Genomic DNA, 13,803 nt, shown 5'->3' with positions numbered 1-13,803 from the left:
GGGCAGGCCGCGGACACAGCAGTGCGCCCCTGACGACGGTCAGGGGCGCACGGGGGATCAGACCGCGATCAGCGTCAGTTGTTCTCCGCGCCGTTGGCCGCGATGGCGTTGTCCAGGACGTGCGACAGCGTCTCGTCGTCCTTGTTCTGCGAGGAGCTCTCGGCGCACTGCTGCTCCTGCGGGTTGGACAGGATGTCCTGAACGCCGATGTTGATGATGAGCACGTTCTGGAGGTTCTTCACCGGGACGGTGATGCACGGCTTGTTGAGCGTGCCCTGGATGATGGACAGCTGCGGGCTCTGCTTGCCCTTCGTGATGGAGTTGCCGTACTTCTGCACCGATCCGTTGCCGCTCGCGTTCGCGGTCGCCTGGTCGTCGCCGGCGGCGATCGCCTGACCGGCTCCGGCAGCGCCGAACCCGACTACAGAGGCCGCTACTGCCGCCGTGGCCATCATCTTCTTGAGCATTTGATTTCCTTGTTAGTCCGGTACTCAGGGTTCTGCGTCAGGCTCAACTTTCGTTATGATGATTGGTTGCGCTGATTCACTCGAATGGTATTCAAGGTCCTACGGCCCAATCTCGCAGGGCCAAATGGGTGACGCAGGAGAACTAACCCAGTGCTGCGGAGTTGGGCAGTGCGCCTCACCTCGGGGTACGACATGGAAAGAGGAAAACAGTGATCAAGAAGGTCATGGCTACCGCTGCCGTCGCCGTCTCCGTCATGGGCCTCGGTGCCGCGGCCGCCCCGCAGGCAATGGCGGCCGCTGACGACCAGGACACCCGCACCGCGAGTGGCAACGGGTCGAAGCAGATCTACGGCAACTCCGCCACGCACGGTGACATGAGCCCCCAGATGTCGCTCATCCAGGGCTCGTTCAACAAGCCGTGTGTCGCCGTTCCGATCAAGAACATCCAGAACGTGATCGGCCTCATCAACGTCGGCGTTCAGGACATCCTGTCCAACCCGCAGAACCAGCAGTGCGTCGAGAACTCCACCCAGAACAAGGGTGACGAGACGCTCTCGCACGTCCTGGACAACCTCCTCGCGGGCAACGGCGCGGAGAACAACTGACACCCGTCAGCGACGGCCCGGGTCACCGCACTCCCTCCTGCGCGGTGACCCGGGCCGGCACCCGGCCGGGACGCGGTGGAGACCCCAGCCACTCCTTCCGCCCCTGGTCACAGCCTTCAGGCCCTGTAGACGTGAATCGTTTACAGGGCCTGAAGGCTGTGGGGGGCGATCCTGGTACGGCGTGGGACCGGCGGACTGCCCGCGTGGGTCACTTGCGCAAGGTGGTCACGGGAATGACGCAGTGCGCGGAGGCCGCGATCACTTCCTCGTCGGCGACGAACGCCTTCAGGTCCTCCGCGTCGACGGGGACGCCCGGGGTGCCCCCGGGCCACGGGCGGGTGGTGAAGATGAAGTGCACGTGCTTGCGCTTGAGAGCCGCCGCGGTCCACTCCTCGGGGACGAGGCACTGAACGCGCAGGCTCGGCATCGTCAGTGACGCACTGCCACTCTCCAGGAGCAGGCTGATGGGCTCCTTGGACTTGGAGCCGTCGAAGATGCCCCCGCCGACCGGCAGGCCGGTCTGTTCGAGCAGCGCCCGCACGGCCTTCTCGCCGGCCTCGGGGCCGGCCGATCCGTCGCCCAGCGAATACGCGAGCAGGAAAGCCACGTCCCGGCCGTCATCAATATTCTCACCGGACCATGCGATTACCGAGATGGTGCCCAAGTGACTTTGTTCGACAGCGGTTTGAGCGGTCTGTGAGGTCATACAGCGGGACCTTAATTGCCCCCGGCTGGTACGCCCGTCCATAAGTCACCCGGTCGGCCTAACCGGATTCCCTCAATACCTCTGACGAGGAGGGCCCTTCGGTGACGTCCGGCCGGGTCTTCGCGGGAGCGTCGCGGGTGCCGAGGCGCAGGTGCTCGATGTGGTAGACGGCTTCGTCGAGGAGCTGGGCGACGTGATTGTCGTACAGGCTGTAGACGATCCGGCGGCCTTGCCGGGCGCCGGTCACCAGGCTCAGGGCGCGCAGCAGCCGGAGTTGGTGGGAGACGGCCGACTGTTCCATCCGTACCGCTTCGGCGAGTTCTGTGACGCCGCAAGGGCTCTGGCGGAGGCGGGTCAGGATCATCAGCCGGGACGGAGTGGCCAGGGCCTGGAGCGTGGCGGCGATGGTGGCGGCGGCGTCCGCGTCCAGGTGACCTGTGGGTGTGGCGCGTTCGTCGACTCCGTGTCCCATGGGTCCATCGTATCGGGGACGTCCCGGCCTATTAATGAAGATCTCTTCATGTATTCCGTTATGGTGGGGGCGTCCTTGCCGCTGGTGCGCTGCGTCCGGTTGCGCCCGATCGAGAGGTGTCCCTCGATGGTTTCCCTCCTGCTCGACGACCGGCCCGCGGCGCGGCTGCTCGCGGCGCCCGTGCCGGCCCGCCGTACGCGGCTGCTCGCGCTGCCGGAGGTGCGCTGGGCGGCCCTGTCCGCCGTCGCGTTCCTGCTCGCCTTCCCGCTCGACCTGGCTGGGGCGCCGGGTTGGACCTGGGGGCCGCTCTATGTGCTCTGTTACGTCGCGGGGGGCTGGGAGCCGGGGTGGGCCGGGCTGCTGGCGCTGAGGGAGCGCAGCCTGGACGTCGACCTGCTGATGGTGGTCGCCGCGGTCGGGGCGGCGGCGATCGGGCAGTTCCTCGACGGCGGGCTGCTCATCGTGATCTTCGCGGTGTCCGGCGCACTGGAGGCGCTGGCCACGCGGCGTACGGCCGACTCGGTGCGGGGGCTGCTGGACCTTGCTCCGGCCACGGCTGTGCGGCTGGGGGATGCGGACGAGGAAGTGGTGGGGCTCGAAGAGCTGCGGGTCGGCGACCTGGTGCTCGTACGGCCGGGGGAGCGGCTGCCGGCGGACGGCACGGTGGTCGACGGCGCCGGTGAGGTGGACCAGGCGACCATCACCGGGGAGCCGCTGCCGGTGGCCAAGGAGCCGGGGGACGAGGTGTTCGCGGGCACGCTGAACGGCACGGGGGCGCTGCGGGTCCGGGTGGACAAGGACGCGTCCGAGTCGGTCATCGCGCGCATCGTGGAGATGGTCGAGGAGGCGAGCGAGACCAAGGCGCCGACGCAGCTGTTCATCGAGAAGGTCGAGCAGCGCTACTCGGTGGGGGTCGTCGTGGCCACGCTGGCGTTGTTCGCCGTTCCGCTCCTGCTGGGGGCGGACTTCACCTCGACGCTGCTGCGGGCCATGACGTTCATGATCGTGGCGTCGCCGTGCGCGGTGGTGCTGGCGACCATGCCGCCGCTGCTTTCGGCGATCGCCAACGCCGGGCGGCACGGGGTGCTGGTCAAGTCGGCCGTGGTGATGGAGCGGCTGGGGGGCGTTACGCGGGTGGCGCTGGACAAGACCGGCACGTTGACGGAGGGGGCGCCCCGGGTTGCCGAGGTGCGGGTCGTCGGGGAGGGGGCGGCGAAGGGGCTCGGGTCGGCGGAGGTTTTGGCGCTCGCTGCCGCCGCCGAGCATCCGAGCGAGCATCCGCTCGCGCGGGCCGTTGTGGCGCTGGCGAAGGAGCGGGGGCTGCGGCTCGTGGCCGCCGAGGACTTCTCGTCCGTGCCGGGGCGGGGGGTGCGGGCCGTTGTGGCGGGGCGGGTGGTGCAGGTGGGCAGTCCTGCGGCGCTGCTCGGTGCTGGTGCTGCTGGTGGGGGTGCCGAAGTTGTTGTGGAGGAGATCGAGGGCTTGGGGCGTACCGCTGTGGTGGTGCTCGTCGACGGGGACCCCGTGGGCGTGCTCGGCGTCGAGGACCGGGTGCGTGCGGGGGCCGGGGAGGCGGTCGCCGCGCTCGGGCGGCTCACTGGCTCCGCGCCGGTGCTGCTGACCGGCGACAACGAGCGCGCGGCCGCGAAGCTCGCCGGCGGGGTCGGCATCACGGAGGTCCGGGCCGGGCTGTTGCCGCAGGACAAGGTCGCCGCAGTGCGGGAGTGGGAGGCGGCGGGGGAGAAGGTCCTGGTGGTCGGGGACGGGGTCAACGACGCACCCGCGCTGGCCGCCGCGCACAGCGGCATCGCGATGGGCCGGGCCGGGTCGGACCTGGCCCTCGAGACGGCGGACGCGGTGGTGGTGCGGGACGAGTTGGCGACGGTGCCGGCGGTCGTCGCGCTTTCCCGGCGTGCGCGGCGGCTGGTCGTGCAGAACCTCGTCGTCGCCTCCGTGTGCATCGGGGCGCTGGTGGTCTGGGACCTGGCCGGGCACCTGCCGTTGCCCCTGGGAGTGGCGGGCCATGAGGGGTCGACGGTGCTGGTGGGCCTGAACGGTTTGCGGCTGCTGCGCGAGTCGGCCTGGCGGAAGGCGGTACGGGACGCGTAGCCCGGGGCTTCGCCTCGCCGGGTGCGGGTGCGGGTGCGGGTGCGGGGGCTTCGGGGTCGGTGCCGCGCCGGGGCGTCTCCTCGGTTGCCGAACCTTCGGGCGGCGCTGCGGTCGGTTCGGGCGCGTCGCGTTCGACACCCTGCGGGGAGCGCCCCGGCACGTCCCCTCCGGCGGAGAGACGTCGCGAGGGGGGGCGGCCTTTGGCTCAGTGGGGTCAGGCGGTGTACTGGCCCAGCATTTTGCTCATCGCCGACAGCACCGACGGTGCCACCCGGTAGTAGACCCAGGTGCCGCGGCGCTCGGAGGTCAGCAGGCCCGCCTCCCTGAGCTTCTTCAGGTGATGGCTGACCGTGGGCTGGGAGACGCCCACGTCGGAGATGTCGCAGACGCACGCCTCGCCGCCCTCGTGCGACGCGACCGCGGAGAAGAGCCGCAGTCGGACCGGGTCGCCGAGTGCCTTGAACATGGCCGCCGTACGGACCGCATCCTCCGCTGAGAGCGGACGCTCGTTCAGCGGCGGGCAGCAGGGCTCCACATTCGACATGCGTCTATGTTGACACGCGTCGAAGCAGACCCTTGATTTGACCTCCATCTATGTTGACCGTTGTCAAATCAGGTGCCATGCTGACCGGACATTGATGGATGTCTATGTGAGGAGTTGCCATGAGCGAGTCGCGCGCGGTGCCCACCGTCGTTGTCGGCGCGGGCCCGGTCGGTCTGGCGGCCGCCGCCCATCTGGTCGGGCGCGGTCTGGAACCGCTCGTTCTGGAGGCGGGGCCGCGAGCGGGCGCGGCTGTTCGCGAGTGGGCTCACGTACGGCTGTTCTCCACCAGGGCCGAGGTCGTCGATCCGGCTGCCGAGAAGCTCCTGGCGCCCAGCGGGTGGAGCGCGCCGGACGGTTCGGTGTACCCCACCGGCGGCGACTGGGCCGAGCTCTATCTCCAGCCGCTCGCGGATGTCCTGGGGGAGAGAGTGCGGTACGGCGCCCGGGTCGTCGGCGTCTCCCGGGTCGGGCGGGACCGTGTGGTCGACGCCGGGAGGGAAGAGCAGCCGTTCTCGGTTCTGGTCCGGTACGGGGACGGGGCGGAGGAGCGGATTGTCGCCCGTGCCGTGATCGACGCTTCCGGTACGTGGGCCACTCCGGCTCCGATCGGCGGTGACGGGCTCCCGGCCCTCGGGGAGAGCGCCGCCGGCGACCGGATCTCGTACCGCGTCCCGGATCTCAAGGACCCGGCGGTCAGGGCCCGTTACGCGGGTCGGCGCACCGCCGTCATCGGCTCGGGCGCCTCCGCGTTCACCGCCCTGTCCTCACTGGCCGATCTGGCGAAGGACGCCCCCGGTACGCACGCCGTGTGGGTCCTGCGCCGTGGCATCGGAGGTGACACCTTCGGCGGCGGCGAGGCCGACCAGCTCCCGGCGCGCGGGGCGCTGGGGCTGCGGGCGAAGGCCGCCGTCGACGGCGGGTACGCCGATGCCGTCACCGGATTCCGTACGAGCGCCGTGGACCCGGGCGAGGACGGCCGGCTCGTGCTCGTGGCCGACGACGGGCGGCGGCTCGAACCGGTCGACGAGGTGGTGGTCCTCACCGGCCTCCGTCCCGATCTGTCCTTCGTCTCCGAGCTGCGGCTCGGACTCGACGAACGCCTTCAGGCGCCGACGGCGCTCGCCCCGCTGATCGACCCGAACGTCCACTCCTGCGGCACCGTCCCTCCGCACGGCGTCGTCGAGCTCTCGCACCCCGAGCAGGACGTCTACCTGGTCGGCATGAAGAGCTACGGCCGCGCGCCGACGTTCCTCGCCATGACCGGTTACGAGCAGGTGCGCTCGATCGCGGCCGCGCTCGCGGGGGACCGGGAGGCTGCCGAGCGCGTCGAACTCACGCTTCCCGAGACGGGTGTGTGCGGGGGCGCGGGCGTGTTCGAGGAGCCGGCGCAGGACGCGGAGCCCGCCGCCGGCGGCTGTTGTGCCGCTCCCTCCGGTGCGCAGGTCGTGCGGCTCGGCGCCGGGCCGGCCTCCGGAGGGGGATGCTGAGCGCCGGGGTGTGAAGGGTGCCCGCTACGGTCGGGCCATGAGCGGAGCGGGGAGCAGTGCCGGCGCCCGGGGGCGCTGGGGATGGCGGCGAGGGCGTGTTCTCGCCGGGGTGACCGTGTTGGTGGCCGGTCTCCTGGCCTTCCCTTCGGCTGTGCCGGACACGGCCGGGCGGCCCGGCAGCCTCCTGGAGACGTTCCTGCCCTGGCTCGGGCTCGTGGTCCCCGTACTGCTGGGCCTGGCGGTGCTGCGCCGCTCGCTCACCGCGCTGGTGGCCCTGCTGCTGCCCGTCGGCGCCTGGCTCGGCGGCTTCGGCGGGTTGCTGCTGAGCGAGGGCGGTCCGGCGTACGACCTGGTGGTCGTTCAGCACAATGTCAGCGACGAGAACACCGATCCGGCGGGCACGGCGCGGGCGTTGACGGAGCCGGATCCCGGGCTCGTCGCCGTCGAGGAGCTGACCGCCGGCGCCCTTCCCGCGTACGCGGCGGCGTTCGGTGCGCGGTATCCGCACCACGGCGTGGTGGGGACCGTGGGGCTCTGGTCGAAGTACCCGCTGACGGGCGTGCGGGTGGTGGACATCAGGCCCGAGGGGATCGGACCGGAATGGAACCGGGGGCTGCGGGCCGATGTGCGGCTGCCGGGTGGGGAGACCGTCGCGGTGTACGTCGCGCACCTGCCTTCCGTACGGATCCGGCCCGCCACCGGATTCGCTTCCGGGTGGCGGGACGAGAGCGCCCGTCTGCTGGGCGCGGCCATCGCCGAGGAGCGGCGGGGGAGGGTGATCCTGCTCGGCGACCTCAACGGCACGGTGGACGACCGTGGGCTCGATCCGGTCCGTGAGCAGATGTCGCCACCCGGTCGAGGCTTCGCCTTCAGCTGGCCCGCCTCCTTCCCGGTGGCGCGGATCGATCAGGTCCTGGCCCGCGAGGCGACCGTCACCGAGGTGTGGTCGCTGCCCGCGACGGGAAGCGACCACCTGCCGGTCGCCGCCCGCATCCGGCTGTGACGCTCGCGCGGTCCCGTGGCACGGAGCAGGGCTGACGGGTGCGGGGCGGGGCTAGCGGGGGACGGCGAGCACGAGCGTCCACCACGCCTGGCCCCGGCGGCTGCTGACACCCACCCCGGCGTGGCGGTAGGCGCAGGTGAGCATCGCGGCGCGGTGCTTGGGGCTGGCCTTCCAGAGGCGCAGCGCCGTGGCCGCGTTCGGCTTGGAGCGGGCGAGGTTCTCGGCGGCCCTGCGCCACCTGTAGCCCTCCTCCGTCAGCCGGTCACCCGGGCCGGACGTGTACGGACCGGCGTGGGAGAGCACGCCGGCGCGCGCCATGTAGTCACTGTGCCGCTGGGCGGCTCTGGTCATGGTGCGGTCGAGCCGTACCGGGCGGCAGCCCTGGCGGGCCCGCTCGCGGTTGAGGAGGCGGATCAGTACGGTCCGGTTCTGCGGCCGGTACTGCTGCCCGGTGACGGGGGGCCGCCACGTGTCCTCCCACGGGTCGGGCAGGAACTGGTGCGTCACGGGAGGGGGCGGTTCGGCCGGACGGGTGCCCGCGGACGGGGCGTGCGCCGCGACGCCGGCCAGCGAAAGGGCAAGGACCGACAGTGCGCCGTACGGCTTCTGACGGTACGTTTCCCCGGTCCGCGCACGGTTGCCCCTGTCTCGTCGGCGACTGTGACAACCATCGTGTCAGAGGCTGACGGCCGCGCAGATCTTCTTGCCTCCGCCGGGGGACGGGGTGACCGTGACGAAGCGGGCGAGGTAGTTGACCAGGGTCAGGCCGTAACCGCCCTCGTAGCCGGTGATGTCGGGGTGACGCGGGCGCGGCCGGGACGGGCTCGGGTCCTGCACGGTGATCTCCACCGCCTGGCGGACCCTGGCCAGCCGCAGCGCGGTGATGCCTCCCGCGTGCCGCAGCGCGTTGGTGACCAGCTCGGAGACGACCAGTACCACGTTGTCGGTCGTCTCCCGGGTGGGCGCCGGGGTCAGGTCGGACAGGAAGTCGCGAGCGGTGTCGCGCGCCTCGGCCGCCGTGTCGGGCCGCGTGATCGTCTCGGCGCTGCCGGTCCTCCGGTCGCGGGTCGTCTGCGTGCGGTTCATGTCGTTCACCTCCGTCGGACGGTAGGCCCTGCTCCGGTAACCCGGGGGCTCCTGCCCAGCTTTACCGGGCGCTAACTTCGTGTGTCCTGCGACCGAACCAGTCCAGACACACGACGAGGGCGTCGTCGCCGGGGTCCCCGTCGGTGTCGCGGTACGAGTCCAGCTCCTGGAGCACCGCGCGGGGTACCGCCGCGGCGGGCAGGAGGCTCGCCGCCTGGATGGCCCGCGCGAGAGCGCGTTCGCCGTAGGTATCGCCTGCCCGGGTGGCCGCGGCGTACACACCGTCGCTCACGAAGACGAGCCGGTCCCCGGGCAGTGCACGGAACTCCTGGGCGATGTACGCCGTCTCCTCGAACATGCCGAGGGGGAGCTGCGCCTCGAAGGGCACGCGCTCTACGGTCTTGTCGCGCTGCCGCCACAGCTGTGGCGAGCCGGCGTCGACGACCTGCACGTGGCCGGTGGCCAGCTCGAACGAGAGCAGGAGCGTGGAGACGTACGCCTCGCCGTGGTGCTGTCCGTAGATGGCCTGGTCGGCGAGGGCGGCCTGGTCGGCGATGCCGATGCCGGCGCGACGGGCGTTGCGCAGGGCGTTGACGGCGAGGTTGGTGAGAAGGGACGCCTGGATGCCTTCGCCCATGCCGTTGGTGACTGTGAGGGTGAGGTTCTCGGCCGTGGTGGCCCAGTCGAAGTTGTCGCCGTGGATCGCGTACGCCGGCTCCAGCTGGGCCCCGATGGCGTACTCCTGGCGGGAGCAGGCGCGGCCGGGCAGCAACTGCCACTGCATTTCGGCGGCGAGGGTGAGGCGGCTGACCCGGCGGGCCTGGAGGTACAGGTCGGTGTCGCGCTCCGCGACGATTATCTCGTGGCCGAGGAGTTCGGCCAGTTCGGTGAGTTCTTCGATGGCGTGGGGCGTGCATCTGTGTTTCGGCAGGCGCACGGTCAGGATGCCAAGTCTGTCTCCGCGGACGGTGACCGGCAGGTGCAGGTCGACGGCACCGTCCCGGGCCACGTACTGGCCGTACGGTTCCTGGCTGCCGAAGGCGCGGCCTTCGGGGCTGGCGTGGACGGGCAGGGGCTTCGAGGTGTGGGGCAGGGCGGTCACCGGCCGCAGGACCGTGAGGCTGTAATCGGCCATCAGGAGGCCCACCTCGGTGGCCTCGTAGTGCTCGACCAGTGCGGCACGTGCTGAATCGAGGAGGGCGTGCGGTGCGGCGGTGCGCACGGCACGCTCCACGGCCAGGAAATGCGTCACGGTCGGAGGTCCTCTTGTAAAGAAGTGGTGTGTTCGGGACGGTGCAGCGTAACGGTACGAAGGAGATTCGGTGTGCTCGATGGTGAGGAGAAGTCAATAGTTGCCAAGTAGCAACTGTTCCCCTACGTTGATTGTGCCGCACCATAGGGGCAGTGGCGCCGGTTCCGGCCGGTTCGCTGCCACATCTGAGGGGCCAGTTGTGCACACACGCAGCACCGGACAGCGCATGCTCCTCGTCACCCACCGGTCCGACCGGGCCGTCGTCATAGCCCTGCGCGGCGAAGTCGATCTGGAGTCGGTGGAACCCCTGCGCCTGGCGCTGGACCGCGAGGCCCGTCAGGGGGGAGTGCCGGTGGTGCTCGACCTGTCGGCCGTGGGATTCGCCGATACGGCGATGATCAACGTACTGCTCCGGGCGCGCCCCGGGCTCGGGGACCGGTTGCGTCTCGCCGCGCCCTCCGCGCTGGTGATGCGTCTGCTGCGGGTGCTCAGCCTGGACGAGGTGTTCACCATCCGGGCCGGCCGGGCCGCCTGCCTGGACGTCTAGGCGGGGCGCACCGCGCGGACCGGGGAGTCCTGCGAGGCCGCGCCGCCGACGGCGGCGGCCGCGGCGGCGCGGAAGGCGGCGAGACCGGTGGCCAGCTGGGCCAGGGCCTCGGGTGACATCGTTTCGAGTACGGGGGCGAGCTCCAGCACCTGGTACCCCCGTACCTCTTCAAGCAGCACGCGGCCCGGCCGGCTCAGATGCAGCTCCACTTCACGGCGGCTGGACGGGCTCAGGCGGCGTTCCACCAGGCCGGCCGCCTCCAGGCGGTCACAGAGCCGGCTCGTGGCGGGAGGGCTGGAGTCGAGCGTCTCGCCCAGCGCGCGCAGGTTGCCGCCGTCGAGGCGTTCGATGGCCAGCAACGCGCGGAGCTGCGAAGGCGAGATGGGCCCGGCCGGCGCTTTCAGGCGCGCTCCGCCCCACAGGACCGCGAGCAGATCCGTCACCTCGGACGCGGTGTGCGCCGGGTGTGGCGGGGGCGACGGAGGTCTGCGGGGCATCGTTCCACTGTGCCACCCCGGGGGCGGCGCTGTCAGTACGGGCCCGGTGATCGGGGACCGCACCCGTCAGTTCTCGGCGAGCATTCCGCTGCGCAGCTGCTTCAGTACGCGCGACAGGAGCCGGGAGACCTGCATCTGGGAGACGCCGAGCTCGGCCCCGATCTGGGCCTGGGTCAGCTCCTGGCCGAAGCGCATTTCGACGATCCGGCGGTCGCGCGCGTCGAGGCGTTCCAGGAGCGGCGCCAGGGTGTGCAGGTCCTCGACGCTCTCCATCGCCGGGTCCGGTGCACCGAGCCGGTCGGCGAACGTCGGACCGCTCGCGTCCGGTCCGTCGGCGTTGTCGTTCGGGGCGTCGAGGGAGCCGGCGGTGTAGCCGTTGGCTGCGACGAGGCCCTCGATGATCTCTTCCTCGGAGAGGCTCAGGTGCTCGGCGAGCTCCTGCACGGTGGGGTCGCGGTCCAGGCGCAGGGAGAGTTCCTCCTTGGCCTTCGCCAGGTCGACGCGCAGCTCCTGGAGCCGCCGCGGGACGTGGACGGCCCAGCTCGTGTCGCGGAAGAACCGCTTGATCTCACCGACGATGTACGGCACGGCGAACGTGGCGAACCCGACCTCGCGGCTGAGGTCGAACCGGTCGATGGCCTTGATCAGACCGATGGTGCCGACCTGGATGATGTCCTCCATGTCGCCGCCGCCGCCGCGGTTGCGGAAGCGGCCGGCGGCGAACCGCACGAGGGACAGGTTCATCTCGATGAGGGTGTTGCGCGCGTACTGGTATTCGTGCGTGCCCTCTTCGAGCACCTGGAGCTGGTCGAAGAAGAGCTGCGACAGGGCGCGGGCGTCCTTCGGGGCGACCTTGCCGGCGTCCTCGATCCAGGGCAGTCCCCCGACCGTCTCCACCTCAGCAGCGGTCTCCACAGACGCCGTCGTCGTTGTCGCCGTGCTCGTCATTGTCCTGCCCCTCCCGGTTTTCGGACCCTTCAAGAGGCGCTCCTGCCCCGGAAGCGGGATCCCATGCCTCGCAATCCGGATGACCTTCCTTATTACTCTCCGCGTTTACCTGGGGAAGATCTGGTAACACTCCGTAGCGACACAGTGGAAATCCTCGTGCGAGGAAGCCCCAAAGAAAGGCGGTAACTCATGTCTACGGGTGCTGTGGTTCTTCTGGGTGTGGTGGCCGCGATCATCACGGCTCTGTTGCTGGCCCGGCCGGTCGCGCAGGCCGCGCCCGGCGATCTGCGCCGCAGGTTCGGGCCGGAATTCGACGAGACGGCCGCTCGGCACGGCGGTGACGCCGGAGCGGCGGAACACGAGCTGGGCGAGAGGCTGCGCCGGTACGGCGGACTGCGGGTCAGGAGCCTGTCGCTGGAGGCGCGTGAGCAGTACGCCGCGCAATGGGCCGGATTCCAGGAACAGTTCGTCGACGCGCCGGGGCCGGCGGTCGCGCGCGCCAACCAACTGCTGAGCAGCCTGGCTCGCGACCGGGGTTTCCCGGCCGAGTCCGTGCAGCGGCAGTACGAGGCGCTGTCCGTGCACTGCCCGCACGAGGCGGGCGCCCGCCGGCTGCTGCACGAGGCGGCCGAACGGGCCGCGGCGGGTGACACGGACACCGAGGCGATGCGGCGGGCCCTGATCGCCGGGCGTGCGCTGTTCGCGGAGCTGGTCCGCACGCGGCCGCACGACGAGGGCGCCCGCGTGATCCGCGCGCTGCGCCTCACCCGCCGCCCGCGCCTGCCTGCCCAGCGGGTCGCCGCGCACACCCGCGCCGACTGAGCCGCGCCCGCCGCGTTGCGTGCCGCGTCACGGTGGTGCCCCGCGGCGGTGGCGCGCGGCGGGGCTACCGGGGTGACTCGGTGGTGGCTGTGGGGCTCGGCTCCGGGGTTTCGGCGGAGCTGCGTTCCGGGGACAGCCAGGCCATGCCGACGAGCACCGCCGCGAGGAAGGCGATGGCACCGGCGATCGCGCTCGCGACGCGCGGGCGGCGGCGTACGAACTTCCGGGTGCTCGGACGCTGCGTGGGCGGCGCCGCGCGGCGCCGGGAAGCCGGGCGCGGGGCGCCGGTGGAGGGGAGCGAGTACGTCGTTGTCGCGGGGGACGCGGGGGCGCCGGCTGGGAGCGGCGCGGGCAGCGGTTCGGGGTGGCCGCGCCAGGAGTCCAGGCGGAACCAGTCGGCCACCTGCTCGGCCGTCGGCCGGTCCTCGGGCTGCTTGGCGAGCAGACGCAGCAGGTACGACTCGAAGGGGCCGGGCACGTCGACGCCGAGGTTGCGCGGCGGTACGGGCACGGCGTCGACGTGCTGGTACAGCGTGCCGGTCGCGGTGTCGGCCTGGAACGGCGGGCGGCCCGCCAGCAGTTGGTAGAGGACGCAGCCGAGGGAGTACATGTCGGAGGCGGGGCCGGCGGGTCTCCCCAGCGCCCGCTCCGGTGCCAGGTAGAGGCTGGTGCCCACGATCTGGCCGGCGGTGGTGAGCGCCGTGGCGGGGTCGTCGACAAACTGGGCGATGCCGAAGTCGGCGATCTTGACCGTGCCGTCGTTGCTGGTCATGAGGTTGCCGGGCTTGATGTCGCGGTGCACGACGCCCTGGCGGTGGGCCGCTGCCAGGCCGGCGGCGGCCTGGGCGGCGATGTGGGCGACGCGATCGGCCCGCAGCGCGCCCTCGGAGACGAGGGTCTGGGCCAGGCTCGTCCCCTCGACGAGCTCCATGACGAGGTAGAAGCGGTCCTCCCACGCCCCGAAGTCGAACACCGCCACCAGGTGAGGGTGGCTCAGCCGGGCGGCGGTCTGGGCCTCCAGCCGGAACCGGGCCGCGGCCGAAGCGTCGGCCCCGTTGCCGAGCAGCAGTTTGACGGCGACTGGCCGGCCCAGCACCTCGTCCGTGGCCCGCCAGACCTCACCCATCCCGCCCCGCCCGATGGGTGTGTCCAGCCGGTATCTGTCCGCCACCAGCACTTGCGCACCAACCCCGATTCAATCTGACAATCTCAAGGCTGCTGAACCTACTTCACCCCGTTGCCGCCCCTTTCGGTGAGGGCG

The 13,803-nt window shown here is 71.3% G+C and carries 16 protein-coding genes; 6 read left to right on the top strand and 10 right to left on the bottom strand.

Features of this window, described 5'->3' with window-relative positions:
- Window positions 1–74: 74 nt before the first annotated feature.
- On the bottom strand, window positions 75–467 hold the full coding sequence (locus tag AS594_RS16825) for a rodlin (RefSeq protein ID WP_069932704.1): 393 nt from the start codon (window positions 465–467) through the stop codon (window positions 75–77).
- Between the two features lie 209 nt (window positions 468–676).
- On the opposite strand from AS594_RS16825, the gene AS594_RS16820 reads away from it, so the two are divergent.
- Window positions 677–1,072: a rodlin gene (locus AS594_RS16820; protein WP_069927826.1), complete on the top strand. Its 396-nt coding sequence runs from the start codon at window positions 677–679 to the stop codon at window positions 1,070–1,072.
- 208 nt (window positions 1,073–1,280) lie between these two features.
- Here the strand turns inward: AS594_RS16820 and AS594_RS16815 are convergent, their stop codons facing one another.
- Together AS594_RS16815 and AS594_RS16810 are read right to left on the bottom strand one after the other, a co-directional pair.
- Window positions 1,281–1,778, bottom strand: coding sequence for a DUF5949 family protein (locus tag AS594_RS16815; RefSeq protein ID WP_069932705.1), 498 nt, complete (start codon window positions 1,776–1,778; stop codon window positions 1,281–1,283).
- Window positions 1,779–1,836: 58 nt separating this feature from the next.
- Window positions 1,837–2,250 (bottom strand): ArsR/SmtB family transcription factor, encoded by a 414-nt coding sequence (locus AS594_RS16810; protein ID WP_069932706.1) that lies wholly within the window; start codon window positions 2,248–2,250, stop codon window positions 1,837–1,839.
- Between the two features lie 126 nt (window positions 2,251–2,376).
- On the opposite strand from AS594_RS16810, the gene AS594_RS16805 reads away from it, so the two are divergent.
- Window positions 2,377–4,356, top strand: a complete 1,980-nt coding sequence (locus AS594_RS16805) for a heavy metal translocating P-type ATPase (protein WP_069935142.1) — start codon at window positions 2,377–2,379, stop codon at window positions 4,354–4,356.
- Window positions 4,357–4,570: 214 nt separating this feature from the next.
- Here the strand turns inward: AS594_RS16805 and AS594_RS16800 are convergent, their stop codons facing one another.
- Entirely contained in the window at window positions 4,571–4,900 is a 330-nt protein-coding gene (locus AS594_RS16800) for an ArsR/SmtB family transcription factor (protein WP_069935141.1), read from the bottom strand.
- A gap of 119 nt (window positions 4,901–5,019) precedes the next feature.
- Between AS594_RS16800 and AS594_RS16795 the strand changes: the two genes are divergently transcribed.
- The gene (locus AS594_RS16795; protein ID WP_069932709.1) at window positions 5,020–6,387 is read left to right on the top strand and encodes an NAD(P)-binding protein; all 1,368 of its coding nucleotides are present in this window, start codon (window positions 5,020–5,022) and stop codon (window positions 6,385–6,387) included.
- A gap of 37 nt (window positions 6,388–6,424) precedes the next feature.
- Window positions 6,425–7,390 (top strand): endonuclease/exonuclease/phosphatase family protein, encoded by a 966-nt coding sequence (locus AS594_RS16790; protein WP_069935942.1) that lies wholly within the window; start codon window positions 6,425–6,427, stop codon window positions 7,388–7,390.
- Between the two features lie 51 nt (window positions 7,391–7,441).
- On the opposite strand, the gene AS594_RS16785 is transcribed toward AS594_RS16790, so the two are convergent.
- The 3 genes from AS594_RS16785 to AS594_RS16775 all read right to left on the bottom strand — a co-directional run bounded on the left by AS594_RS16785 (window position 7,442) and on the right by AS594_RS16775 (window position 9,728).
- Window positions 7,442–7,897 (bottom strand): CAP domain-containing protein, encoded by a 456-nt coding sequence (locus AS594_RS16785; protein ID WP_069932710.1) that lies wholly within the window; start codon window positions 7,895–7,897, stop codon window positions 7,442–7,444.
- Between the two features lie 168 nt (window positions 7,898–8,065).
- Window positions 8,066–8,476 (bottom strand): ATP-binding protein, encoded by a 411-nt coding sequence (locus tag AS594_RS16780; RefSeq protein WP_079144557.1) that lies wholly within the window; start codon window positions 8,474–8,476, stop codon window positions 8,066–8,068.
- Between the two features lie 61 nt (window positions 8,477–8,537).
- The gene (locus AS594_RS16775; RefSeq protein ID WP_069932711.1) at window positions 8,538–9,728 is read right to left on the bottom strand and encodes a PP2C family protein-serine/threonine phosphatase; all 1,191 of its coding nucleotides are present in this window, start codon (window positions 9,726–9,728) and stop codon (window positions 8,538–8,540) included.
- A gap of 199 nt (window positions 9,729–9,927) precedes the next feature.
- Between AS594_RS16775 and AS594_RS16770 the strand changes: the two genes are divergently transcribed.
- Window positions 9,928–10,275: an STAS domain-containing protein gene (locus tag AS594_RS16770; RefSeq protein WP_240509028.1), complete on the top strand. Its 348-nt coding sequence runs from the start codon at window positions 9,928–9,930 to the stop codon at window positions 10,273–10,275.
- Here the strand turns inward: AS594_RS16770 and AS594_RS16765 are convergent.
- Both AS594_RS16765 and AS594_RS16760 read right to left on the bottom strand, forming a co-directional pair.
- Window positions 10,272–10,772 carry a MarR family winged helix-turn-helix transcriptional regulator gene (locus AS594_RS16765; protein ID WP_069932713.1) on the bottom strand — a complete coding sequence of 167 codons (501 nt, stop codon included), beginning with the start codon at window positions 10,770–10,772 and terminating at the stop codon, window positions 10,272–10,274. The two genes, AS594_RS16770 and AS594_RS16765, sit on opposite strands and share 4 nt — an antisense overlap.
- 66 nt (window positions 10,773–10,838) lie before the next feature.
- Window positions 10,839–11,720 carry a SigB/SigF/SigG family RNA polymerase sigma factor gene (locus AS594_RS16760; RefSeq protein ID WP_069932714.1) on the bottom strand — a complete coding sequence of 294 codons (882 nt, stop codon included), beginning with the start codon at window positions 11,718–11,720 and terminating at the stop codon, window positions 10,839–10,841.
- A 189-nt stretch (window positions 11,721–11,909) separates the two neighbouring features.
- Between AS594_RS16760 and AS594_RS16755 the strand changes: the two genes are divergently transcribed.
- The gene (locus AS594_RS16755; protein ID WP_069932715.1) at window positions 11,910–12,542 is read left to right on the top strand and encodes a hypothetical protein; all 633 of its coding nucleotides are present in this window, start codon (window positions 11,910–11,912) and stop codon (window positions 12,540–12,542) included.
- Between the two features lie 64 nt (window positions 12,543–12,606).
- Here the strand turns inward: AS594_RS16755 and AS594_RS16750 are convergent, their stop codons facing one another.
- Window positions 12,607–13,719: a serine/threonine-protein kinase gene (locus tag AS594_RS16750; RefSeq protein ID WP_167368025.1), complete on the bottom strand. Its 1,113-nt coding sequence runs from the start codon at window positions 13,717–13,719 to the stop codon at window positions 12,607–12,609.
- Window positions 13,720–13,803: the final 84 nt, after the last annotated feature.

The sequence above is a fragment of the Streptomyces agglomeratus genome (assembly GCF_001746415.1).
Taxonomy (GTDB): domain Bacteria; phylum Actinomycetota; class Actinomycetes; order Streptomycetales; family Streptomycetaceae; genus Streptomyces; species Streptomyces agglomeratus.
This window is presented reverse-complemented; position numbering and strand designations above follow the sequence as displayed.

Excerpts from the sequence above, each read along its gene's own strand:
- AS594_RS16815 (WP_069932705.1), bottom strand. The coding sequence starts at position 1,778 with ATGACCTCACAGACCGCTCAAACCGCTGTCGAACAAAGTCACTTGGGC.
- AS594_RS16805 (WP_069935142.1), top strand. The coding sequence starts at position 2,377 with ATGGTTTCCCTCCTGCTCGACGACCGGCCCGCGGCGCGGCTGCTCGCG.
- AS594_RS16765 (WP_069932713.1), bottom strand. The coding sequence starts at position 10,772 with ATGCCCCGCAGACCTCCGTCGCCCCCGCCACACCCGGCGCACACCGCG.
- AS594_RS16795 (WP_069932709.1), top strand. The coding sequence starts at position 5,020 with ATGAGCGAGTCGCGCGCGGTGCCCACCGTCGTTGTCGGCGCGGGCCCG.
- AS594_RS16760 (WP_069932714.1), bottom strand. The coding sequence starts at position 11,720 with ATGACGAGCACGGCGACAACGACGACGGCGTCTGTGGAGACCGCTGCT.
- AS594_RS16810 (WP_069932706.1), bottom strand. The coding sequence starts at position 2,250 with ATGGGACACGGAGTCGACGAACGCGCCACACCCACAGGTCACCTGGAC.
- AS594_RS16800 (WP_069935141.1), bottom strand. The coding sequence starts at position 4,900 with ATGTCGAATGTGGAGCCCTGCTGCCCGCCGCTGAACGAGCGTCCGCTC.
- AS594_RS16755 (WP_069932715.1), top strand. The coding sequence starts at position 11,910 with ATGTCTACGGGTGCTGTGGTTCTTCTGGGTGTGGTGGCCGCGATCATC.
- AS594_RS16780 (WP_079144557.1), bottom strand. The coding sequence starts at position 8,476 with ATGAACCGCACGCAGACGACCCGCGACCGGAGGACCGGCAGCGCCGAG.
- AS594_RS16825 (WP_069932704.1), bottom strand. The coding sequence starts at position 467 with ATGCTCAAGAAGATGATGGCCACGGCGGCAGTAGCGGCCTCTGTAGTC.
- AS594_RS16790 (WP_069935942.1), top strand. The coding sequence starts at position 6,425 with ATGAGCGGAGCGGGGAGCAGTGCCGGCGCCCGGGGGCGCTGGGGATGG.